The organism is Methylobacter tundripaludum SV96, assembly GCF_000190755.2.
Lineage (GTDB): Bacteria > Pseudomonadota > Gammaproteobacteria > Methylococcales > Methylomonadaceae > Methylobacter_A > Methylobacter_A tundripaludum.
The window spans coordinates 400,068-424,159 of the sequence record NZ_JH109153.1 but is presented as its reverse complement, the minus strand read 5'-3'; the positions used below and the strand labels follow the sequence as shown (position 1 = coordinate 424,159).

Below are 24,092 nucleotides of genomic sequence, written 5' to 3'. Positions count from 1 at the left end.
AAAATCATTTCGTCCACGAAAAGCACAAAAAGCACGAAAATATTCGAAGAGATATAAAAGGGGGTTCTATTTGTTAGGCGAGATAGTTGTAGGGCGTGCCGCGCGCCAAAGAGTTTACGCTGGTTCCCAAGCTCCAGCTCTCGTCGTTATACACATCTTTAAGTAGGCCGGAATAAGCCGGTTCGAGCGATAGCGCGAGGTGGCGTTTCCGGCAAACATCCTGGAACATACACAAGTTCTGCGAGCCGTCTCCGCTATGAAGACGGCTTTATTGCAACGGGAGTGCAAGCTTTGCTTGCGCTTGCAGGCGAAGCCTGCACTCCAGCTATCAGCAACGGTCTGGACAGTCTTTACGCGGGGAGATTTGGGTATCCGCCGAGGATGTGTATAACGACGAGAGCTGGAGCTTGGGAACTAGCGCAAGCTACAAATCAACCCGCATGACCTTAACCGCTTCTTTATTGAGACTGGGCAATGCGCCTATCGCTTCACGGAGCTTGGCTTCCCAGCTGCGCCGAAGTTGCAACAAATAATCGTCATCGCCGTCAAAGCAATAATACTCGTCAAAGCTGAAACTGTTTTTGCGGTAAATGAGCATTTCTACCGGCGGCCCGACGCTGGCATTACTGCGGATGGTCGAGTCCATCGACACCAAACAGCAGCGCGCCGCTTCGTCGATTGAGGTGTTCAATTTAAGAAAACGGTCCAGTATCGGCTTGCCGTATTTACTCTCGCCGATTTGTAAAAACGGCGTATTGGCTGAACTGGTTATGCTGTTGCCTTCCGCATAAACCATATAAGCGCCGTGCGGCTCATCGCCGATTTGACCAGCTAAAATAAAACTGGCCGAAGGATTAAATGCCGATTGTCCTTCGGAATTAACGTGTTGTTTTTGTTTTTCGACGCTGACATGGCCCAGATAGGCAGCCGCCTCGGACAAGCACTCCACATTATTGATATTGACGCCGGCATTCTTGATTTTATCGCGGTGCAGCTGCTCCAAAACCGCTTGAGTGGTAGCAAGATTACCGGCGCACAATAAAACAATCTTGCGGTCATCGTTGGTTTTAAATGCATGCATTTTGCCGTAAGTACTGACGTTATCAATACCGGCATTGGTCCTTGAGTCGGAAACCAGGATAAGTCCTTCATCTATAGAAGCGGCAATACAATAAGTCATAAAAAACGTTCGATTGTGGTGTTTAAAGATACTTTCAGGCCATTATCCAATAAAGCAACGCCAACGTCCAACACGCCCGGCGCTTAGCAGAGGTGTTTGTTATTCCAATCTAAGCACATCCACCGACACCGACAAGGTATGCTGCCCCCCGCCAAAGGCAATGCCCTTTAGCGGAGTGACATCCGTGTAGTCGCGTCCCCAAGCCAAGGTGATATGCTGATCGAACGGCACCGCATTATTGGTTGGGTCGAACTCCAGCCAACCGGTACCCGGCACATACACTGCAAACCAGGCATGTGACGCATCCGCCCCGACCAAACGCTGCTTGCCCGGCACCGGCTGCGTTTCCACATAGCCGCTGACGTAACGCGCGGCAATACCGAAGGAACGCAAGCAACCGATCGCCAGGTGGGCAAAATCCTGGCATACGCCGCGGCGAAATTGCAGCACGTCGGATAACGGCGTGGCAATCGTGGTACTGCTCGGATCGTAAGTGAAATCGGCATGGATGCGCTGCATCAAATCCGTCACTACCTGCACCAGCGGCCGATTGGGCAAAAAGGAGCTTTGTGCGTAATTAGCCAGTTCGTCGCTGGTGACGACCATCGGCGAGTCCAGCAGAAACAGCTTGGCATCCAGTAGCTCGTCATAGCCATCTTGCTGCTGAGACTGGCTTTGCGATTGAGACTGCGATTGCACTTGTGATTGTCCGGGGCCTGGCCCTCCTTGCAACTGGTCGCGTGCCTGCTCCCAAGTTATTAAATTAGCCAAATCGTCACGGTTTTGCCTGGGAAATACCGTGACTTCACTCACGGCAGTGACCACCAAGCGTTGATGCGCTTGTTGTATGGCGAAATAAGCGACACGATTGCCGAAAAAATCCCTGCGTTCGTGAAAGTCGTTAGGCTCGGGGCTAATGTCAAAGCGGCTGCTTTGACATTGCTGACGCCAGAAATCGCGGGGCTGCAATCGCGCTTCATTCTGGCACAGGCCGACCAACTGGCTGTATTTGTAAAGAGTGCTGTGGGTAATGCGGTATTTCACAGATCATCCTCCGGTTGCGTCGGCGTCATCAATTGCGGCACTTGAGAATGGCTGAAATAAGCTTGAGCAAGCACTTCATAAAGCCGCCATAACAGTTCCGTCATCGCCGACAAAACGCTTTCCAGCTCACTGTAAACGCCGACATCGTCAGCAACGTTAACCAACTCGGACACTTTGACCAAGCGCAGGTCGGTGTAAGCCTTGAGTATTAAACGTTCTTCCTCGCTCAATTGCCCCTTGCCGCGTTCCCTCGGCAATGCACCGATATGGTCGGATAATTGATGTAACTGATAAGCCAGCGAACGGGGATGCGTTTCATCCATCAGCAATAATTCCAGCACCATCGGCAATTTGATAAATGAGCGGTAGCGGCGGCGGTAAATGCTCAAACTGTCGGTGGAGATCAACACCGCTTCCAGCAGCTGGTTTTGCAATGCCGACTCATGACGCTGCACCACCGTGGCGCGCAGCAACGCGATCAATGTCAGTGAATGCTCCAGGCGACGGCCGCTATCCAGCATCAGCCAACCTGCTTCGCGAGTCATGCTCTCGGTGGTCAAGCCGATAAATGCGACAAAGCCGGTAATTAAATCGTCCAGGTGTTTTTGCAGTTGTTCCAGATCGCAATCGCCGTTCACGACCCGTTGTTGCCAGCGCCGTTGAATATTATCGACGCAGCGCCAGGTATCCTGCGACCAGACATCGCGGATACTGAAGGCGGTTTGGGCAAAGGCTTGGATGTTGGCCGCCAGCGTGCCGGAGCGCTGGACATTTTTAGCGAGCGCCAGTAACTCATTTTGGGGCTCTTTTAACACCGACGCATTGCTGGTAACAAAGCCCGGATAGGTGCCGGTTACCTGAGTCAGGGCGCTCAATAATACATCGAGGCACTGGCTGTCGAGCGGATCGTTAAGTTCCGGGGCTTCCGCTAATTTGAGCAATATCGTGCGCATCAAGCGAGTCGCCGCTTTGATACGCTCCAGGTAGCGTCCAACCCAAAACAGGTTATTGGCAGCGCGACTGGTCAAGGGTTCGGTGTCCGCAGCCAAGACCACATCCCGGCCGGGCTGAAACCACAAACTGACCTGCTTGTCCGGTTCATCCGCCAACACCCAGGTGTCTTTACTGATGCCGCCGGCCTGATTCGACACAATAAAATCGTCCTGCTGGCGGGCAATCCGGGTCAGACCGCCGGGCATCACTTGATAGTCGTCGCCGCTGGCAACCGCAAAGCTCCGCAATACCGCAAACCGCGGCTCGATATGGTGGTCGATAAACGAGGGCACGGTAGAAAAACTGACATGCTCCTGGCCGACATAACAATGCGGTTTGGCGATAATGGCGGCACGTAAAAGTTCTTTTTCCTTGGCGCTTAACAGGCCGCCGAACAGGGCGTAATTCCCCGAACTGCGATTGATCGGTTTAATAATCAGCCGATCAAGGTTTTGCAGCACAAAATCCCGTTCGCGGCGCTGACCGCACCACCACGTGGCAACCGAAGGCAGTATCAATTCCTGGTTTAAAAAATACCGCGAGAGCCGGGGTAAAAAGGCCAATAGTCCCGGATTTTCCAGAACGCTGCTGCCCAGCGGATTGGCAATCGCCACATTGTTTCGGCGCACGGCTTCGAGCAATCCGGCAACGCCCAGCCGGGACGCGCTGCGCAATTCCAGCGGGTCGCAGAACGAATCGTCAACGCGCCGCAAGATAACGTCGACCGGTTGCAGGCCGTCCAGCGATTTAAGCCAGACCCGGCCGTCGCGTACCGTCAGGTCGTCGCCTTGTACCAGTGAAAAACCGAGATAAGACGATAAATAGGCGTGCTCAAAATAGGTTTCGTTAAGAGAACCCGGCGTGAGTATCACAATCCGCGGATCTTCTTTATTATGCGGCGCAATATCGGCCAGTCCCTTGCGCAGGGCCTTAAAAAAACCGGACAGCCGATGCACTTGCGTTTCGCGGAAAATGTCCGGGAGCACCCGTGTCATCACCGTGCGATTTTCCAACGCATAACCGGCGCCGGAAGGCGCCTGGCTGCGGTCATCCAATACCAGCATGCGGCCGTTCTGACCACGGGCAAGGTTGGCCGAATAAACAATCAGCTCGCGTTGCAGATGGGGCAGGGCGCCCACACAGGGATGCAAAAAACCGTCGTGCGCCAACACCAGTTCGCTGGGCAGCAGGCCTTTTTTCAACAGTTGTTGCTTGCCGTAGATGTCTTTCAAAATCAGGTTGAGCAGCTCGGCGCGTTGTTTAAGGCCCGCTTCAATAAGCGACCAATCTTCACTGCTGATCAGCAGCGGAACAGGGTCGAGCCGCCAGGGCCGGGTGAGCTTTTGCGTATCGCCGTAAACATTGTAAGTGACGCCGTTTTCCCGCAACAGGCGCTGGGCTTCGCGGCGGCGCAACTCCAGTTGTTCGCTACCCAGCGTTGCAATGGCGTCCATAAAGCGCTCCCAATAAGGCAGCACTTTATGTTCTTTGGCGAGCATTTCATCGTAAACGCCAAGTTGGGTGGCGTAAAACTGCGCGCCAATATCGCCGGTTGATTCGTTCACGATGAGACCTTGTTGCTGTTTAGGTTGTTTCCAATAATGAATCCACCAAAAGAATTGACCATGCTTTTTCTAAGGCCGTTGTTCAATATCTTGATAGCGACGTAACGGCTCGCCTACATAGATCTGACGGGGGCGGGTAATGATCACTTGCTCGCCGTGCAGCATTTCCCGCCAGTGGGCCAGCCAGCCGGGCATGCGGCCGATAGCGAATAATACCGTGTACATATTGGTCGGTATGCCCGCGGCCCGGAGAATCAACCCGGAATAAAAATCGACATTCGGATACAGTTTTCGGGAGATGAAATAATCGTCCTTTAAGGCAATTTCTTCCAGTTTCCGGGCAATATCGAACAAAGGATCGCTGACGCCGGCTTTATCGAATAATTTGTCGCATTGTTTCTTTAATACCGTTGCGCGCGGATCGAAATTCTTATAGACGCGATGGCCGAAACCCATCAGTCGGCTTGACGAGTTTTTGTCTTTCGCCTGGTTGATGAATTCAGTGCCGTCGCCGCCGTCGGCATGTATTTGTTCAAGCATCTGTATCACTTGCTGATTGGCTCCGCCATGGCGCGGCCCCCAAAGCGCCGAAATGCCCGCCGAAGCCACCGCATACACGTTCGCCATACTGGAGCCCGCGGTGCGCACCGAAGAGGTGCTGCAATTTTGCTCATGGTCGGCATGCAGGATCAGGAACATATCGATGGCTCTGACAATGTCGTCATCCAATTGATAATCACGCACCGGCGATGAAAACATCATGTTCAGGAAGTTGCGCACATACTTAAGCTTGTAGGACGGATAAACCAGCGGTTCGCCGATCGATTTCTTGTAAGAAAAAGCCGCGATAGTACGCACCTGGGAGATCAAGTTGATAACGATCTGTTGTTCCGTCGCCGTATCAAGCCGGTCGGGAATCGGGTAGAACGTGGATAACGACGCCACCATGGTCGCCAAAATACCCATCGGGTGCGAGCCGCGCGGAAAGCCGTTAAAAAAATGATGCATGTCTTCATGAATAATCGAAGACTCATTAAGGTTGGTAGAAAACTCCAATAATTGTTGGCTGTTAGGCAGCTCGCCATTCAGCAGCAGATAGGCGACTTCAACAAAACGCGAATGTTCGGCCAGTTCCTCAATAGGGTAACCGCGATAACGCAGTATGCCTTTCTCGCCGTCAATATAGGTGATGGCGCTTTCGCAGCTGGCGGTATTGCCATAGCCTTCATCCAGGGTCACGTAATGACTTTGACTGCGTAATTTGGAAATGTCGATGGCTTTTTCGCCCTCGGCCCCTATCAAAGTGGGCAGTGAGTAACTTTTATCATCCAGCGTCAATATGGCCGGGGGTAGTTGTTTTAATTTATCGGTCATTTGAATCAATCTCCAAAGCGGATGGCACGATTTATCAGTTAATTTTATTTAGCCGCGTAGGGTACGCTGTGCGTACCTTTGGCAGTCAATGGTACGCACAGCGTACCCTACGCGGCTCATGTTTATCTGCTGGTTCCCAAGCTCCAGCTTGGGAACCCACGTCTTGGAAGCTCCAGCTTCCCGACACGCGAAGCTTGAGCTTGGGAACCAGCCACATCGGCGCACTTGTTGGTATTACCCGCTCCGATGCCGCAAGTCCATTGTAAACGGATATTCGTGACTTAGCTCCTCAATGGGCGGAGACATGGGTCTCGGCACGGCTTCGCTGACGCTGAATTTCGCGTCGGACGCTGCAACAGTCGGCATTATCATGGGCGGGCGCGTAATAATGCCGGGCGTATGGCCGAAATCCCAAAAGCGGGTGACGCGCCGCGCCTCGGCTTCATAGCTATTCACCGGGAATGCATCGTAACTTCGGCCGCCGGGATGGGAGACATAATAAGTGCAGCCGCCCACCGAATGTCCGTTCCAGGTATCGATCACATCGATCACCAACGGTACATGCGGGCTGATCGTAGGATGCAGCGCGGAGGGCGGTTGCCAGGCGCGGTAACGCACACCGGCGACATATTCGCCCTTGCGGCCGGTGTTGCGTAACGGCAGGCGCCTGCCGTTACAGGTCAACACATAGCGGCCTTCGGTGAAACCGGTCACCTTGACCTGCACGCGCTCCACCGATGAATCCACATAACGCGCGGTGCCGGTGCTGCTGACTTCCTCGCCCAACACGTGCCAGGGTTCAATCGCAAAGCGCATTTCCAGGTCGATGCCGTCTATGAAAGTATTGCCGTAACGGGGAAAGCGGAACTCGAAAAACGGTTCCAGCCATTCCAGTTCAAAACCGTACCCGGCTCGTTGCAGATCTTTGCTGACCTGCTTCATATCCTCCCGGACATAATGCGGCAGCATAAAACGGTCGTGCAATTCGGTACCCCAACGGATTAAATCGTGTTTGTAAGGTTCGCGCCAAAACCAGGCAATCAGCGAGCGCAATAGTAAGGTTTGCACCAACGACATTCGGGCATGCGGGGGCATTTCAAAGGCGCGCAATTCCAGAATGCCCAAGCGTCCGGTCGAACTGTCCGGCGAATACAGTTTATCGATGCAGAACTCGGAACGGTGCGTGTTGCCGGTAATGTCGGTCAGCAAATGCCGCAACAAGCGATCCACCAGCCACGGCGCAGGCACTTCGCCTTCCGGCATTTGCTGGAAGGCGATTTCCAGTTCATAAAGCTTTTCGTCGCGGCCTTCATCAACCCGCGGCGCTTGGCTGGTCGGGCCGATAAACATGCCGGAAAACAAGTACGACAATCCGGGATGATGCTGCCAGTAGGTGACCAAGCTGCGCAACAAATCGGGACGGCGCAACAGCGGGCTGTCGGTCGGCGTCTCGGCGCCCATGGTGATATGGTTGCCGCCGCCGGTTCCAGTATGGCGGCCGTCAAGCATGAATTTTTCGGTGCCCAATCTAACCTGATGCGCGTGTTCATAAAGAACGGTGGTTTTATCGACCAACTCTTGCCAAGTTTTCGACGGATGAATATTGACTTCGATCACGCCGGGATCGGGCGTTACCATCAAGCGCTCGATGCGGTAATCCCGCGGCGGCTCATAACCTTCCAGCACCACCGGGATCGACAGGTTTTCTGCGGTGGCTTCAATGGCCGCAATCAATTCCAGATAATGTTCCAGCGAAGTCAGCGGCGGCAGGAATATATGCACGCGGCCTTCGCGGGCTTCGACGCAAACTGCGGTATGAGGCACTTCCACCTCGACGCTTTGATCGTCGCCTGAATCCTGCTCGGTAATCTCGGGATGGGCCTTGAGTTTTTTCTCGATATGGCTGTAACGGCGCGTGACTTCGCCGTAATAATCGCCGAGCTCGGGCAGCGCCTCAAACAGGCTTTGTTCTTCCTGAGTGTCGCGTTTGTCCGGCGCAACCCAAGGCAAACTGCCTAAGGGCAAGCGCATCCCCATTGGTGAGTTGCCGGGAATCAAGAACATCTGCCCGCGGCGAAAATTCCAGGGGCCGCTTTGCCATTTTTGATGGGTCCAGTCCCATTTTATCGGCAAGGTAAACCCTGCGGCTTTGCCTAAATCGGCATCCAGCAGCTGCGCCAAAGTCTTGCGTTCAATCGAATCCTTCAGGTTGCTTTTTAACGGATCGATATTTTCCGGAAGCCCGCCTTCCTGCCAGAGATAGTAAAAACTGTCTTCAAAAGCGGTTTTGATATAACGCGGTTGCAAGCCCAAGCGTAACGTAAATTGCTTGATAACCGATTCGGCGTGTTCAGAAGTATGACCGTAATCCTTGGTAATATCGGCCAGCAATTCGGGATTGCGCCAAATCGGTGTGCTGTCTTTACGCCAGAAAATACCGTATTGCCAGCGCGGCAACGCTTCGCCCGGATACCATTTGCCTTGTCCGTAATGCAGCATCGCGCCTTTTGCAAATTCATCGCGCAAGCGTTTGGTCAGCGCATTGGCCCGCTCGCGTTTGTGCGGGCCGTCGGCATCGACATTCCACTCCGCGCCTTCCATGTCGTCGACGGACACAAAGGTCGGTTCGCCGCCCATGGTCAAGCGCACATCATCGGCCAATAATTGACGGTCAACCTGTTGGCCCAGCGCGTCGATGCGCTGCCATTGGTCATCGGTATAAGGCTTGGTGACGCGCGGATCTTCGTGCAAACGGGTTACCGTATTGCTGAATTCGAATGCCACTTCGCACTTATCGGTGCCGCCGGTGACCGGCGCTGCACTGGCGGGATCGGGTGTGCAGGCCAGGGGAATATGTCCTTCCCCGGCCAGTAAGCCGGAGGTCGGATCAAGCCCTATCCAACCGGCTCCGGGGATATAGACTTCGGTCCAGGCGTGCAAGTCGGTGAAATCCTGTTCAGGACCGGAGGGGCCGTCCAGCGATTTGACGTCGGCGGTCAGTTGCACCAGATAACCGGAAACGAACCGCGCAGCCAGTCCCAAATGACGGAGTATTTGCACCAGCAACCAGGCCGAATCGCGGCACGAACCGCTGAGCGAAGTCAGCGTTTCCTCGCAGCTTTGGATGCCGACTTCCATGCGGATGTTGTAGCTAATCGCCTGAAAAACTTTGCGATTAACGTCAACCAGAAAGTCGTTGATATTACGTTTGCTTAGATCGAAATCGGCTACCCACCGTTTGAGTAAGGGACCTTGCTCGGTGATTTCCAGATAAGGCTGCAATTCTTTCAGCAATAGCGCGTCGTATTTAAACGGGTACTGTTCTGCATAGTCTTCAACAAAGAAATCGAAGGGATTGATCACGGTCAACTCGGCGATGACTTCGACCTCAACACTGAGTGTTGAGCATTTTTCCGGAAACACCACTCGCGCCAGCAGGTTGCCGAACGGGTCCTGCTGCCAGTTGATGAAATGGTTTTCAGGTTTGATGCGCAAGCTATAGCCTTTAATCGGCGTCCGGCTATGCACCGCCGGGCGCAACCTGAATACATGCGGCGACAGGGATACCGGTCTATCAAAGCTGTATACGGTTTTGTGACGGACAGCTACTCGAATGGTCATGATTTTTTCCTATTGCCTAAGTGTTGGGCGTTGCAAATGTATGCGCTGGTTCCCAAGCTCCAGCTTGGGAACCCCAGTCCTGAAAGCTCAAGCTTTCTGTGTTTCGGGAAGCTGGAGCTTGGCGCTTGGGATCGAGCGAATATTCCCTGTGTTCTCGTTCCCACGCGCTGCGTGGGAATGCAGTCAAGGCGCGCTGCGCCGCGAGTCTCGACCAACGTCTTGCGTATACGGGACGCAGCGCGTCCAGCATCGCATTCCCACGCAGCGCGTGGGAACGAGGGGATCAAGAAGCGCTTTGTTCTTTAAACCTTCGTGTCTCGGCAACTGCTCCTGCGTTGCTCTACCTCCTGCATAACCCACATGGATGTGGGGAATGCAGATATTGCAGGAGCAAATATCTGTCCGTGCAGTCGTTCGTGGTGAAAATTTCTTAGCCATTGCGTAGTTATTGGCGAGCCATTAAACCCGAACAGGTTTTTGCGCTTCGGTCTGCATCCGCATCAACTCTTCTTCGACACCCGCAGCATGGGTTAGTTCGGCGACATTATCCTTGGTAAAGAATCCCTGGAAACCGCCAAAGCGCTGCACATACTCAATAATCAATGACGAATGCTCGGAGGCGCTGGAAAAAATCTGTTTTAAGCCTTCGTCCTTGGAGCCCACAACATCCAGCAAAAAGCTTTTGCCTTGCTCGCTTATGGCGTTGACTACAAAATCGATATTTTCCATCCCCTGCTGATTGCCGTCTTTAACCGCCAGTGCAATATGGTGCAATCTCGGCCCGTAATTGCGCACAAAGTTCTCGGTCGGCGAGGGGAATATTTTGAAATGATTGACAAAATAAGGCGTGTTATTGGCGGTGAACACCTTGGCCGGACTGTGCATCTCATCAGTGTAATGGATGCTTTTGGTGACATTGGTCGATGAATTCTGGTCGACTATATCGAACGAGCCCCAGTAGTAATAACTGGATAATGACAGCCATTCCAGAATCGCTACTTCCCTGTTTTGGCTGTAAATACGCGTCGCCAAATGATCCACCGGTAAAATCAAGCCGTCTATGCCTAATGCCTTTTGCTGTTGTTTGGCAAGCTCGCAAGCTTGTTGGGCATCGATACGGAAACTGCTGACGCCCAATGCATAAACGCGCGGCTCCTCGGGTTCCCGTTCCAGATAGGCGACGATGTTATGGGTGTACGGAGAAGGTTTGGTGATCGCCAGGTTGCCCGGCAGCTCCAGCTTACGCACATCATCCTGGGAGAAAAACAAAAAGCCCCGTTGCTGCTGCAACTTAACCACTTCATGCCGGTTGGTTACCCTCAGAACTTCGCCCATATAACGGCTGTGCGGCTTGCTTGAACCAATCGGGAACACTTCGTTCAGGCTGCGAAAAATGCCCTTGGTGTCATCGTTTTTCACTTCACGAATAATCAGGTCCGGGGCCGTCATATCAATGCGCAATACGTGGGTCCAATGCGACTCGCTTTCCAGGGTGACCAGATAATGGTAAGGCGACATCAGACAGAGTTCCCCGATGTATTCAATCGACTTTCCGGGCTCGACGGTCAGCATCATGGCATCGATTTCATGAATCATGTTGCTTAAGTTCAAGCTATCGCGCTCTTCGAGCAACTTGCCCAGGTAATCATTAAAGAAGGATGAGTTGTCTTTGTCACCCTGAACAGGGAACGATAAAGAGTGGCTAATGGTTGGCATAGTGAGTCCTTTACAAGTTTTATCTCTAAAAAGCAAAGCAAGTGCCATACCAAGTAGACAATCAGGCAGCATCATATAAGCGATACTCCTATGCGTCGGTTGGAGGAGTCATTTAAAAGTTCAAGCTGCACCAAATTGATGCGGATAAAGTCCAAAATAGGGTTATTTAAGCGGCATTACTGTAGTTATCACCCTTAAAACAGGCATCGCATTTCATGTTGCTTAGGACAGGGTCGGTAATAACTTCCAGACATCTGGACTCATCGTTTCCGAGCAGGGCGACACTGCCATTAAGTTAAGAAATACGCGGGTTCCCAAGCTCCACCAGCTTGGGAACCCGGATGACGAAGCTCTCGGCAACTGCTCCCTGCGTTGCTCTACCTCCTGTATCCATGTAGTCGCAGCTTCGCGAGACGGGAAGCTGGAGCTTCCCACACCGAATTCCCAAGCTGGAGCTTGGGAACTAGCACTCAAATTGAACCGTTGTAGGGCGTGCTGTGCGCGCCTTTCGCGACGCATGAAAAATCTTGCCATTCCTTTGGGGCGAACGGCACCCCATACTGGAACAACATTTTGTTTATTAAGTGTTTTTTATTAACTTAATGGCGGTGACGCAGGGCGTGGGAACCCTAAGTACACAAAATTGAATTATGCGGATAATTCCACTCGAAATAAGAATGGCACAAATCATGCTGTTTTTTCACTGAAGCCAACTAGCCTTATGAAATAACATGAAATCAATCTGGGAAAACTACAAAACCGATAGTGCTTACGATGAACTCATGTGCTCTGAGTTCCAACCCAGGCAAATCAGTTACCGTCTGTGCCAATATTTAAATTCGCTCAATACGAGCGATATCGATAAACGCAAAATGGCTGCCGAACTGGCCATTTTGGAAATGGGCATCAGTTTCACGGTCTACAGCGATGAGGGCAACATAGACCGGGCCTGGCCGTTTGATATTATCCCTCGCATCATCAGCTCTACAGAATGGCGAATGATAGAAAAAGGTTTAAAGCAACGCTTGACGGCCTTGAATTGTTTTATAGCGGATGTTTACGACGAACAAGCCTTCATTAAAGCGGGCAAGATGCCTGCCGAGATCATCAATAGCTCAAAGAACTTCCGTAAAGAATGTATCGGCATGAAACCGCGCCACAATGTTTGGGCAAACATTTGCGGCACCGATTTGGTACGCGATAAAGACGGCGTTATGTACGTGCTGGAAGATAATTTACGGGTACCCTCGGGCGTTTCCTACATGCTGGAAAACCGCGTGATTACCAAGCGCGTATTCCCCGAGCTCTTGCAAAACATAGACATTTTGCCTATCGACGACTACCCCAGCCGCTTGCAGGATATGTTGGCGTCGCTTGCGCCCGGGCACATCAGCAAACCGCAAATCGTGGTATTAACGCCCGGCATTTATAACTCGGCCTATTTTGAACATGCTTATCTGGCCCAGCAAATGGGCGCGCAACTGGTCGAAGGCGGAGATCTGGTGGTCGATGACGATGATTGCGTCTATATGCGCACCATCGAAGGACTGGAAAAAGTCGATGTTATTTACCGGCGCATCGACGATGACTTTCTCGATCCCGAAGTATTCCGAAAAGATTCCGCATTGGGCGTTCCGGGCTTAATGCGCGCCTGGAAAGCCGGTAATGTGTCGTTGGCTAATGCGCCGGGCGCGGGTGTCGCCGATGACAAAGTGGTTTATGCCTACGTTCCGGAAATGATCCGTTATTACCTGAACGAAGAACCCATCTTGCCTAATGTGCAAACTTACCTGTGCGACAATCCGGAGCACCTCGAATATGTGTTGAAGCACTTGCCGGAGCTGGTCGTCAAACCTGCCAATGAATCGGGCGGCTACGGCATGTTGGTAGGGCCGCATGCAACCAACAAAGAAATAGCAGAGTTTCGGGAGATTATCCAAAAAAATCCCCGTAATTACATTGCCCAGCCGACCTTGGCGATTTCTACCGCACCGACTTTGTGCAAAGGTAAACTTGAGCCCCGGCACATCGATCTGCGGCCGTTTATTTTGCAGGGCGAAAATACCTTTGTGACTGCCGGAGGCTTAACCCGGGTAGCGCTAAAAAAAGGCTCGCTGGTGGTCAATTCCTCGCAAGGCGGCGGCAGCAAAGACACCTGGATCATCGACATGGAGCACAACTAATGTTATCCCGCTCAGCAGAACGCCTGTATTGGCTGGCACGTTACCTTGAACGCACTGAAAATATCGCCAGATTGGTCAGTGTGCATATGAATTTATTGATGGATTTACCTAACGGCGTTGAAATGGGTTGGCAGCAGCTGATCCGTATCAATACCTCGGAGCCGCAATTTTATGAAAAATACAACGCGGCCAACGAACACAACATTACCCGATTTCTGTTAAGTGACGAAACTTATCCGGGCTCCTTGTTTTCATCATTAAGCGCCGCCAGGGAAAACATCCGTACCTCGAGGGACTTGCTGCCCGATGAGGCTTGGGAGCAGGTCAACGAAATGTATCTGTATGTAAAAAATAATAGAGATTCGGTCTACAACCGCAGCAACCGCGTCGTGTTCCTGAACGAGATTCTCAAAGGCTGTCAGCGATTTACCGGGCTGTTGTCGGGCTATATGAGCCACAATCATCCTTATCGATTCATTCGCTTGGGCAAGAATATTGAACGCGCCGACATGACCAGCCGGATTCTGGATTTGGCCTCCTTGCTGTTGGCCGATTCGCGCAGCGATGAAATGCGCCAATACGAGACTATTTTGTGGGTGAATATATTAAAGGCGCTCAACGCCCAGTTAATGTATCGGCAACATGTCAGAAGCAGCGTTAACGGTGACGATGTGCTTAATTTTCTATTACTGAACGCCAACCTGCCCCGATCGGTCAGCTGCTGCATCGCTGAAATTGCCGGCTGCATCAATGCCCTGCCGAATAACGATGCCTTGCCGGAAGAGGTCGTTAAACTGGAAGCTTATGTGCAAGCCATCGATACCCGGCACACGACCCAGGCGCAATTACGGGAAATTCTCGATGACCTGCAAAACAAGTTGGGAGAACTGCATGATCGGGTATCCAACAACTGGTTTAAGCAAGGCATTGCGGAATAAATCGGAACGGAATGGAACGCAGATGACGCGGATGAATATGATGAACACGGATGAAATCTTATTTATAGATAACGAAGCTGATAAAAGGACACCCTAGCCCTCTCCCTTCGGGAGAGGGCTAGGGTGAGGGCAGTTCAAATGTCGCTTTATCAACTTCGGCTTCTATAATCATAATTATCAACGTCATCAGCGTTCCATTTTTCTAACGGCTGAGTAGAAATCAAGGCGCGCACGGCACGCCCTACCCACTACCGCCTGATCTGTTACGGACATAATGGGAGCCGCGCTACGGCACAACAATGGAAATTACTCCTGCAAACGCTTCAGACATCCCGGCGCTTTGTGAATTGCTGGACCTCCTGTTTTCTCAAGAAGCGGATTTCAAGCCGGATCACGAAGCGCAAAGCCGTGGCTTGGCGCGCATCATTAGCAGCCCGGAGGTTGGGCTTATCGTCGTCGCCCGTCAAGACGGCCGGGTTGTGGGTATGGTCAATCTTCTCTACACCGTGTCGACTGCGCTCGGCGACCGCGTTGCGCTGCTGGAAGATATGGTGGTTTCCCCCGCCGCTCGCGGCTCCGGCGTGGGCTCCCAGCTTCTGGAGCAAGCCATTCAATTCGCGCGATTGAACGGCTGCAAACGCATTACCTTGCTCACGGATCGCGCTAACGAGTCGGCGCAACGGTTTTATCAAAAGCACGGCTTCGGTTTTTCGGCCATGATTCCACTGCGTCTTTCACTGAGTGAATAGGTCGCAAGCAGTTCGGCTTTGAATGCGCCTGATGATTCGCAGCAAGCGATGCTTAACAGCGATCGGTGCCGGGCTTGTTTTATCCCTTTGATAATTGCGATAAATACCGGTAGACTGTAAAAAACACAACGCAGTCAGATAATGATTAAACAGCGATTTTTATTATTGTTAATACTCATGATGGTCATTACGCCAGTTTGGTCTGCGCTTGGCTATTATTCGAGTATGGCGGAGTCGTTGTCTGCTGAACCTTCTTTCAAACAGGCTGTAGCTGTAGCTGATTCGGCTGATGCCGCACCACAGAGTTCAGAACACTGTCTTCATCAGGATAAATTTAAAGTAGCCTGCCATGCAAGCGGCAGTTGCACCTTTCATATTTGTGGTGATGGAGGAATCGCCACAGTTTTTTCATTTACTCAAGCTTATAGCGCGTATCGTTATGAGCATTGGGAAAAGTCCGTTTCCCGTTCCCTCGCATTCTCCCCCGAAATAAGACCGCCGATCAATAGCCTCTAACCGTCGTAGGAATGGACAGGCCTTTTTGTCCATCGCTCATCGGCATCAACTCAAGACATAAAAACCACGAACAGCTGCATGAAGCATACCTAGCGGGTGCCGAGGCATTTTCTTCGTGTCTCCGTAGTTAATCAAGCTGGTTGTATTATTGATTGAGTTCGGCTTAGTTGATAGGTATTGAGGTCTTTTTGTTCATTCCTTGCGCAAACTCAACATAATATATCCGTTTCACGGACTTTGTAACGAGTGTAGGAGGGTGCATGTCGCCACAAATTATTTTCAAGTGCTTTAGCTTGATTTTGCTGCTGCTTTCCGCCTGTGTATTTGCAGGTGAAGAGCCGGTAATCGAGCGAGTATTAACATTAAAAACAGCAACCGAGCAGGCCGTTCAGGATAATCCTGATCTGGCACAAATGCAGGCCAGGGCTCAAGCGATGGCTGCTATTCCTTCACAAATGGGTACTCTGCCTGATCCTGAAATCAGTTTCAATGCGATGAGCCTACCGGTTAATACCTTTAACACTAAACAGGAAGATATGACGCAACTGGGCGCGGGTATCTCGCTGGCTATTCCTTTTCCCGGCAAGCTTGCCTTGCGCGAACAAGCAGCAGCTTTTGAAGCAGAAGCCGCAACACAAAGCGTCACCGAGGTACGCTGGCGGTTGCTGAGCGAGGTGAAATCGACCTGGTGGTTGATCTTTTACCTGGATAGGGCGATTCAGATTGTTGATAGCAATCATGCACTGTTGCAGCAGTTTGTTCAGATTGCCAGGACAAAATATGAAGTCGGCGAAGGTCTGCAGCAGGATGTATTGCTGGCTCAACTGGAACTATCCAAATTGCTCGACCAGCAATTGATGCTGAAAGCATCGCGTCGCAATGCCGCCGCCAGCCTGAACGCGCTGCTCGATAAACCGGCCAACGAAGAGGTCCGTTTACCGGACAAGGTTGAATCGCAATTGCCGACCATCAAGCGGGAAAGCCTGCTCTATCGACAGGCGGAAACATCGAGAGCCGTACTGGAGAGTAACCGGCAAGGCATTAATGCCGCGCAATCCCGTTTGGAACTGGCTAAAAAAGATGTGTTGCCGGATTTTAATCTGGGCGCGTCGTATGGAGCCAGAGCCAACACGCCTGCCGGTGACAAGCGGGCCGATCTGTTAAGTTTGAACCTGAGCATGAATGTGCCGATCTTCGCCGCCCAAAAACAGGCCAAGGCGGTTGATCAGCGTACCAGCGAATTAATGCAGGAAAAATACGCTTTACAGGATCAGTGGAACAAGGTTCGCTCGCAAATTTCTCAAGGCTACAACGATTACCGGCGTGCTAAAGATCAGGTGGTGTTGTTTGAAACCGGTATTGTGCCGCAGGCAAGACAGACCGTTGCCTCGATGCTGGCCGGTTATCAGGTCAACAAAGTTGATTTTCTTAATTTAGTACGTAGCCAGATTACCTTATTCGAATACGAAACTCAGTATTGGAAAGCGCTTACCGAAGCAAATCAGTCGCTGGCTCAGTTAAACGCGGCTGTTGGCGAGGAGGAAATTTATGAATAAGCAGATATTAATAACAGCGGTGTTGATGCTGGTTTTGGGTGCTGGCGGTGGATATTGGTTGGCTAATCAACATCATGAACAGCCAGTCAGTTCATCAAACAGAAGCAAACAGCCTTTGTTTTATCGCAATCCCATGAATCCATCGGTCACCTCCCTTGTACCAGCAATGGATAACATGGGCATGGATTATGTCCCTGTCTATGCCGACGACAATAAGGATGTAGGAACCGTTGCCAAGGATAATAACCCCCAACAACGCAAAATTCTGTTTTACCGGAATTCGATGAACCCCTCAGTCACTTCACCCGTTCCGGCTAAAGATACGATGGGCATGGACTATCTGCCGGTTTATGACGATGGTAATGTCAGTGTTGCTGATGCAGCCGGCACTGTCAAAATTGATGCCGTTATGGTGCAAAACATGGGGGTACGCACCGCTATTGCAAAAAAGACCTCGCTTTCGCATATTGTTCGAGCCGTTGGGCGTGTGGCTTATGATGAAGAACATATTGTACGTTTACATCCTAAAACGGAAGGCTGGATTGAAACGCTACGTGTAGATAAAACCGGACAATGGGTAAAGAAGAATGAAGATTTACTGAGCATTTATTCGCCGCAACTGGTTGCTACTCAACAGGAATATATTCTGGCATTAAATAATCTTAAGGCGCTGGAAAAAAGCCCTATTGAAGACATACGCCTTGGTGCGGAGGAGATGGTTACCAGTTCCCGTGAACGGTTAAAACTGTTGGATGTACCCGAGCATCAACTGCATGATCTAGCTAACAGTCATAAAGTCAAAAAAGGCCTGCATATCCATACACCGGCGGACGGTATCGTGATCAATATAGGCGCTCGTGAAGGGCAGTATGTGACGCCCGAAACCGAACTGTACATGATCGCCGATTTATCCACAGTCTGGGTTTATGCCGAAATTTACGAATATGAATTGCCCTGGGTTAAAGAGGGCGATCCTGTTGAAATGCAGCTGGCCGGTGTGCCGGGGCGCATTTTTAACGGGCATCTGGCTTTCATTTATCCTTATGCCGAAGCAAAAACCCGAACCATCAAGGTGCGTTTGGTATTTGATAATGCCGAATTGTTGTTAAAACCCGATTTGTTTGCCGAAGTGACTATCTACGCGGGTAAGCAAGTGGATGCGGTGGTGATTCCATCCGAAGCGGTTATACGCTCTGGGGCAAAAAACCAGGTTTTTATTGTGCGCGGCTCCGGCAAGTTTGAACCTCGCCTGATTACCACGGGCTTAGCATCTAATGGCGATATTGCCGTGCTTAACGGAGTAAAAGCAGGCGAAGAAGTCGTCACTTCAGCGCAATTTCTGATCGATTCCGAATCGAAGCTGCATGAAGCCACGGCAAAAATGATGGAACCTTCGACACCGCAAAAGCCGGAGCCGAACCGATTGATCATGGAGCAAGGAGCGCATCAACATGACTGATTTCATCATCAATACATGTTTGAAAGACCGTTTCATGGTGCTGCTCGGTGCGATTATCCTGGCGCTGGCTGGGTTGTGGTCTTTCAAAAACATGCCGCTGGATGCGATACCGGATTTATCCGATGTACAGGTTATCGTTTTCACCGATTATGCAGACCAGTCGCCGCAGGTTGTTGAAGACCAAGTCACCTATCCATTAACCACTGCGATGCTGGCGGTGCCTCATGCCAAAGTGGTGCGCGGCTATTCCTTCTTCGGCCTGTCATTTGTCTATGTCATTTTTGAAGACGGCACCGACATATACTGGGCGAGATCCCGTGTACTGGAATATCTCAATTACGTTAAAGGCCGGTTGCCGCAGGGCATCACGCCGACACTAGGCCCCGATGCGACCGGCGTTGGCTGGATTTACGAATACGCACTGGTGGATAAAACCGGCAAGCATGATCTGGCGCAGCTGCGCTCCATTCAGGACTGGTATTTGCGCTATCCGTTACAGACCGTTTCCGGCGTGTCTGAAGTGGCTTCCATGGGCGGCTACGTCAAGCAATATCAGGTGGAAGTCGATCCTAATGTTTTGCAGGCCTATCAAATTCCATTATCTACTGTTATCACCGCGATCAAGCGCTCCAATAATGATGTCGGCGGCCGTCTGTTCGAAATGGGCGAAACCGAATATATGGTCAGGGGCCTGGGTTACATCAAATCCATCGCTGATCTTAAAACCATCCCGGTGGGTGTCGATACCAATGGCACGCCGATACGTTTACAGGATGTAGCGCATATCCAGATTGGCCCTGAACTGCGCCGAGGGGTGACCGAGCTGAATGGCGAAGGTGAAGTTGCTGGAGGTGTGGTGATTATGCGCTTTGGCGAAAATGCCCTGGCGACCATTGAGGACGTGCGTAAAAAACTGGACGAATTAAAAAAAGGCTTGCCGGAAGGTGTCGAAATTGTCACCGTTTATGATCGTGGCAGTTTGATCGAACGTGCGGTAGATACCCTGAATAGCGCGCTGTCTCAGGAGCTGATCATCGTCTGTGCATTGGTCGCCTTGTTTCTGCTGCATCTGCGCTCATCGCTGGTGATCGTTATCACCTTGCCGCTGGGCATTTTGATGGCCTTCATCGTGATGAAATGGCAAGGCATGAACGCCAATATCATGTCGCTGGGCGGTATCGCGCTGGCGATTGGCGACATGGTCGATGGCGCAGTGGTGATGGTTGAAAATGCCCACAAACACCTTGCCGAAGCGGTTGAGAAGAAACAAGCCAAACTGACTTCAGAGGAACGCTGGCAAGCAATCGGCAACGCTTCCCGTGAAGTCGGTTCAGGGCTGTTTTCCTCGCTGTTAGTCATTACCGTTTCCTTTCTGCCTATTATCACCATGGAGGCGCAGGAAGGGCGTTTATTCAGCCCTCTGGCCTATACCAAAACCTATGCGATGGCTGCGGCAGCGATATTGACCATCACACTGGTGCCAGTGTTGATGGGTTATTTTGTTCGTGGCAAGATCATTCCTGAGCAAAAAAATCCGATTAACCGTTTTTTGCACTTTATTCACTCGCCCGTTTTGAAGCTGGCAATGCGCTGGCGTACGCTGACGGTAATACTGGCCGCCCTGTTGATGGCATCAACGCTATATCCATTGTCCAGGATAGGCAGTGAATTTATGCCACCTTTGTATGAAGGCGATCTTTTATACATGCCGACCACTTTTCCTGGTATATCCATCACCAAAGCCAAGGAAGTATTGCAACAGACCGACAAAATACTGAAAACATTTCCGGAAGTGCAACAGGTGTTCGGCAAAATAGGCAGGGCTGAAACGGCAACTGACGCAGCTCCGCTAATGATGGTGGAAACGACCGTGCAACTAAAACCCCAGGAGCAGTGGCCTGATCCGGACAAAACCATCCGGCAACTGATGGATGAAATGGACAAGGCCATTCATTTTCCAGGCATTACTAACGCTTGGACGATGCCGATTAAAAATCGTACTGATATGCTGGCTACCGGCATCAAAACGCCGGTAGGTATCAAGGTTTCCGGGCCCGATCTGAACGTTTTGCAGACCCTAGCACTACAAATTGCTGAAGCGATGAAAACCTTGCCGGAAACGCTGTCGGCATACGGAGATCGGGCGGTCGGCGGCTATTTCCTGGATTTCGATATTAACCGGGAAGCGGCCGCGCGTTACGGGCTGACCACCGGCGATGTCCAGGATGTCATTCAAAGCGCTATCGGCGGTATGAATATCACCGAAACCGTCGAGGGCCTGGAGCGTTACCCGGTCAACCTGCGCTATCCGCGCGATCTGCGCGATAACCTGGAAGCGTTGCGGCGCGTTTTAATTCCCACGCCAACGGGTAGTCAAATACCATTGACTTCAGTGGCGGGCATAAACTTCAAACGCGGCACGGATGTGATTAAAACTGAAGATGCACGGCCTAATGCATGGATTTATGTTGATATTAAAACTTCCGATATAGGCGGGTTTGTCACGCTGGCGAAACAAAAACTGGCGGAACGCGTCACGATACCGGCAGGTTACACCGTCGCTTGGTCCGGACAATTTGAATACATGGAACGCGCGGCGGAACGGTTGCGCATAGTGGTACCCATCACATTGCTGCTGATTTTTATCCTGTTGTATTCCGCTTTTCGCAATATCACCGAGCCCACTATCGTTATGCTGGCCATTCCATTCAGCCTCATCGGAGGAATATGGTTCGTGTACTGGCTGGGGTTCAATCTGTCGATTACAGTATATGTGGGTCTTATCGCCCTCGCCGGTACGGCTGCCGAAACCGGCGTCATGGTGCTGAGTTTTATCGATATTGAAATTGAGAAACTGCGGCAACAAAAACAGGCTCCCTTGACCGGCGATGAAATCAGGGCGGCTTGCGAAGCCGCAACCGCTATGCGGGTGAGGCCTGTAGCGATTACCTCGCTGGCCAACATCGTGGGCTTAATCCCCATTATGTTGGCCACCGGCGCAGGCGCTGATGTTACTCAGCGCATCGCCGCTCCGGCGCTGGGCGGGATGTTGACCGTGCTGATATTGAGTCTGCTGGTATTTCCGGTGATCTACAGTTTGGTCTTGCAGTTCCAGGAAAAGCGCAAGCAACAAACCGTTGCTGTCGTTCATTAATACAATTACATGAGGTCGAAAACATGAATACATTATTTAGAGGTCGGAAACGTGTTGTTTTATTAATCGCACTTTTCTTGCTCACTGTTACTGCGTGCGCATCACGTACTAAAGTCATTAAAAATGTCTACTCGTCACATCCTGGCGGTCAAGGTCATCCTTGGGATAAGGGGCGTTCATTTTAAATAACAGTCATGCTGGGTTTAGTAACCCAGCATTCGCTAAGAAAAGCTGGATTTCATTGTTCAACCCACGCGCCATAAAGGAGGTAAAACTGATAACAAGCTAACTAACAACCTGAAAAAACGATCATTTGAACTATATAAATTATTTTGGAGAAAACCCATGAAAACTAAATTACTGATTACCCTGCTTTTGGCTCTTGGTTTGTTGTCCGCATGTGCCGAATTTAACCCGCATTCTATGGATATGAATCAAGCCGTGCATAACGCAAAAACCAAAGCCGATCATGAGGCGCTGGCGCAGCACTATGAGGAAGCGGCCAGAGAAATGCAGGTTAAGGTTGAAGAACACAAGAAACTGCTTAGCCAGTATCAGTCAAAAAGTTATCTCTACGGTAGACAGGCTGAAGATTTTAAAGCGCATTGCGAAAGGCTGATTGATGTCTATGAAAAAGCTGCCGAGGAAAACTTGAGTATGGCAAAGATGCATCGCCAAATGTAACGTTTCACTGTGTTTAGCATATCCTACGAGTTACCCGCTCTGGATATGCTGATGCGCTCTTTCGCGTCGTTGTGTTCCTTTAGATTAGTTTGTTGCTTCTATGAAAAATAAAAAATGAATAACCTTTTACAGCTAATTACCCAATACAAAACCGATACACAGAGTGTCTACAATACTTGGTTTATTGATAATGACCAACGCCTTAAAGCCTTTCGCACCATTCGCAGAGGCGTTTTACAGGTGGTGGAAGACATTAAAAATAAAACGTTTCCGAATGATTTTAAGGGGAGCTCTTTAGAATTTGTTTTGAACTGCATTGCCGAACAAAAACAGGTATTTGTCGGGGTATCGCACCCTTTTTATTGGAAACCTAAATTACGGATACCTGATATTTACGAAAATCAAAGTAATAACATTGCCTTTGGTCAATTCCTGGAAAACTGCATCAATGCTAAATCCGAAGAACAAATTATTAAAGAAATAGTACGGTTAGATGCTCTAAAAATAAAAGGTTTGGGTCCCGCTGTAGCAAGTATTTTATATTTTTTGCATCCGACTTTGTTCCCGCCTTTCAATACCGCCATCGTCAATGGCTTTAACGCTTTATTTAACGATAAAAAGAAATTAGGTTCTTGGACTGAATACCTAAAAATCCGAGAAGTATTAATTGAAACCAACAACAAACACAAAGCTCAACTTTCCAACGATTTGGGGGCGATTGCGGGTTTGTGTTTTGAAATCGGTACGCAAAAAATGCTTATCGGCAATGATGAATATTTAAGTGAAGACGAACGAAATAAATTAGAAAAAAACATTGAAAAACGCCAAAAAGAAATTCAAGACGAAAAGCAGCAAGAAAACCTGCATTCCGAAATGCAGTTTCATCTTTTGAAGATTGGTCAAAGCTTGGGCTACGATGCTTTTGTGGCTTCAAATGACCGTTCAAGGTCTTATGCAGGAAGTAGTTTTTCGTTTATGAGTCCCGATAAATTTCCCGCTATCAATTGTGATAAAGAAACCGCCAATACTATTAAATTGATAGACGTGTTATGGTTTGAGAAAGAGACAAATAATGTGATTTGTGCCTTTGAAGTTGAAAAAAGCACCAGTATTTATTCCGGAATTTTACGACTGACCGACCTTTCTTATTCCATTGCTACCGGCAATGAAACTTTTTATTTGGTGGTACCCGATAGCAGAGAAAAAGACGTGGTTTCACAGCTCTCACGGCCTTCGATCAAGCAAATCAAAACCCCGATTGAATATATTTTATTTTCTGAGCTTCGGCAGCATTGCGATGCCCTTTGCAAATTTGGCGATAACCACCACATCATGAGAAAAATTGCCAAAACCGCATAAG

16 protein-coding genes are annotated in these 24,092 nt (G+C 50.4%); 9 read left to right on the top strand and 7 right to left on the bottom strand.

Annotated features, from left to right (window positions below; genetic code table 11):
• Positions 1–424: 424 nt before the first annotated feature.
• The 7 genes from METTU_RS15010 to METTU_RS23290 form a co-directional block, all read right to left on the bottom strand.
• Positions 425–1,180 carry a proteasome-type protease gene (locus METTU_RS15010; protein WP_006892611.1) on the bottom strand — a complete coding sequence of 252 codons (756 nt, stop codon included), beginning with the start codon at positions 1,178–1,180 and terminating at the stop codon, positions 425–427.
• A 99-nt stretch (positions 1,181–1,279) separates the two neighbouring features.
• Entirely contained in the window at positions 1,280–2,224 is a 945-nt protein-coding gene (locus METTU_RS15005) for a transglutaminase family protein (protein ID WP_006892610.1), read from the bottom strand.
• Positions 2,221–4,782 (bottom strand): circularly permuted type 2 ATP-grasp protein, encoded by a 2,562-nt coding sequence (locus tag METTU_RS15000; protein ID WP_006892609.1) that lies wholly within the window; start codon positions 4,780–4,782, stop codon positions 2,221–2,223. Before METTU_RS15000 ends, METTU_RS15005 begins: the two co-directional genes overlap by 4 nt.
• Before the next feature lie 69 nt (positions 4,783–4,851).
• The gene (locus tag METTU_RS14995; protein WP_006892608.1) at positions 4,852–6,156 is read right to left on the bottom strand and encodes a citrate synthase; all 1,305 of its coding nucleotides are present in this window, start codon (positions 6,154–6,156) and stop codon (positions 4,852–4,854) included.
• 234 nt (positions 6,157–6,390) lie between these two features.
• Complete coding sequence (locus METTU_RS14990; protein WP_006892607.1) at positions 6,391–9,777, bottom strand: transglutaminase family protein; 3,387 nt, start codon at positions 9,775–9,777, stop codon at positions 6,391–6,393.
• Between the two features lie 459 nt (positions 9,778–10,236).
• A complete protein-coding gene (locus METTU_RS14985; RefSeq protein ID WP_217182912.1) occupies positions 10,237–11,493 on the bottom strand; it encodes a hypothetical protein in 1,257 nt (418 codons plus the stop codon).
• Positions 11,494–11,715: 222 nt separating this feature from the next.
• Positions 11,716–11,928 carry a hypothetical protein gene (locus METTU_RS23290; RefSeq protein WP_150107863.1) on the bottom strand — a complete coding sequence of 71 codons (213 nt, stop codon included), beginning with the start codon at positions 11,926–11,928 and terminating at the stop codon, positions 11,716–11,718.
• 296 nt (positions 11,929–12,224) lie between these two features.
• Between METTU_RS23290 and METTU_RS14980 the strand changes: the two genes are divergently transcribed.
• The 9 genes from METTU_RS14980 (at position 12,225) to METTU_RS14945 (ending at position 24,091) form a co-directional block, all read left to right on the top strand.
• Positions 12,225–13,676 carry a circularly permuted type 2 ATP-grasp protein gene (locus METTU_RS14980; protein WP_006892605.1) on the top strand — a complete coding sequence of 484 codons (1,452 nt, stop codon included), beginning with the start codon at positions 12,225–12,227 and terminating at the stop codon, positions 13,674–13,676.
• On the top strand, positions 13,676–14,614 hold the full coding sequence (locus METTU_RS14975; protein ID WP_006892604.1) for an alpha-E domain-containing protein: 939 nt from the start codon (positions 13,676–13,678) through the stop codon (positions 14,612–14,614). The genes METTU_RS14980 and METTU_RS14975 overlap by 1 nt, the downstream gene beginning before the upstream one ends.
• Positions 14,615–14,913: 299 nt before the next feature.
• The gene (locus METTU_RS14970; RefSeq protein WP_006892602.1) at positions 14,914–15,363 is read left to right on the top strand and encodes a GNAT family N-acetyltransferase; all 450 of its coding nucleotides are present in this window, start codon (positions 14,914–14,916) and stop codon (positions 15,361–15,363) included.
• A 141-nt stretch (positions 15,364–15,504) separates the two neighbouring features.
• Complete coding sequence (locus tag METTU_RS23285; RefSeq protein WP_150107862.1) at positions 15,505–15,879, top strand: hypothetical protein; 375 nt, start codon at positions 15,505–15,507, stop codon at positions 15,877–15,879.
• Positions 15,880–16,139: 260 nt separating this feature from the next.
• The gene (locus METTU_RS14965; protein WP_006892601.1) at positions 16,140–17,435 is read left to right on the top strand and encodes a TolC family protein; all 1,296 of its coding nucleotides are present in this window, start codon (positions 16,140–16,142) and stop codon (positions 17,433–17,435) included.
• Complete coding sequence (locus METTU_RS14960; protein ID WP_006892600.1) at positions 17,428–18,894, top strand: efflux RND transporter periplasmic adaptor subunit; 1,467 nt, start codon at positions 17,428–17,430, stop codon at positions 18,892–18,894. Before METTU_RS14965 ends, METTU_RS14960 begins: the two co-directional genes overlap by 8 nt.
• Positions 18,887–22,048 (top strand): efflux RND transporter permease subunit, encoded by a 3,162-nt coding sequence (locus METTU_RS14955; RefSeq protein ID WP_006892599.1) that lies wholly within the window; start codon positions 18,887–18,889, stop codon positions 22,046–22,048. Before METTU_RS14960 ends, METTU_RS14955 begins: the two co-directional genes overlap by 8 nt.
• Positions 22,049–22,393: 345 nt before the next feature.
• Positions 22,394–22,732 carry a hypothetical protein gene (locus tag METTU_RS14950; protein ID WP_006892598.1) on the top strand — a complete coding sequence of 113 codons (339 nt, stop codon included), beginning with the start codon at positions 22,394–22,396 and terminating at the stop codon, positions 22,730–22,732.
• 114 nt (positions 22,733–22,846) lie between these two features.
• A complete protein-coding gene (locus tag METTU_RS14945; protein ID WP_006892597.1) occupies positions 22,847–24,091 on the top strand; it encodes a type II restriction enzyme NmeDI-related protein in 1,245 nt (414 codons plus the stop codon).
• Position 24,092 lies beyond the last annotated feature (1 nt).

Coding starts and splice junctions, on each gene's coding strand:
- METTU_RS14955 (WP_006892599.1), top strand. CDS start 18,887: ATGACTGATTTCATCATCAATACATGTTTGAAAGACCGTTTCATGGTG.
- METTU_RS14995 (WP_006892608.1), bottom strand. CDS start 6,156: ATGACCGATAAATTAAAACAACTACCCCCGGCCATATTGACGCTGGAT.
- METTU_RS14985 (WP_217182912.1), bottom strand. CDS start 11,493: ATGCCAACCATTAGCCACTCTTTATCGTTCCCTGTTCAGGGTGACAAA.
- METTU_RS14980 (WP_006892605.1), top strand. CDS start 12,225: ATGAAATCAATCTGGGAAAACTACAAAACCGATAGTGCTTACGATGAA.
- METTU_RS14990 (WP_006892607.1), bottom strand. CDS start 9,777: ATGACCATTCGAGTAGCTGTCCGTCACAAAACCGTATACAGCTTTGAT.
- METTU_RS15010 (WP_006892611.1), bottom strand. CDS start 1,180: ATGACTTATTGTATTGCCGCTTCTATAGATGAAGGACTTATCCTGGTT.
- METTU_RS14965 (WP_006892601.1), top strand. CDS start 16,140: ATGTCGCCACAAATTATTTTCAAGTGCTTTAGCTTGATTTTGCTGCTG.
- METTU_RS14950 (WP_006892598.1), top strand. CDS start 22,394: ATGAAAACTAAATTACTGATTACCCTGCTTTTGGCTCTTGGTTTGTTG.
- METTU_RS14960 (WP_006892600.1), top strand. CDS start 17,428: ATGAATAAGCAGATATTAATAACAGCGGTGTTGATGCTGGTTTTGGGT.
- METTU_RS14975 (WP_006892604.1), top strand. CDS start 13,676: ATGTTATCCCGCTCAGCAGAACGCCTGTATTGGCTGGCACGTTACCTT.
- METTU_RS23285 (WP_150107862.1), top strand. CDS start 15,505: ATGATTAAACAGCGATTTTTATTATTGTTAATACTCATGATGGTCATT.
- METTU_RS14945 (WP_006892597.1), top strand. CDS start 22,847: ATGAATAACCTTTTACAGCTAATTACCCAATACAAAACCGATACACAG.
- METTU_RS14970 (WP_006892602.1), top strand. CDS start 14,914: ATGGAAATTACTCCTGCAAACGCTTCAGACATCCCGGCGCTTTGTGAA.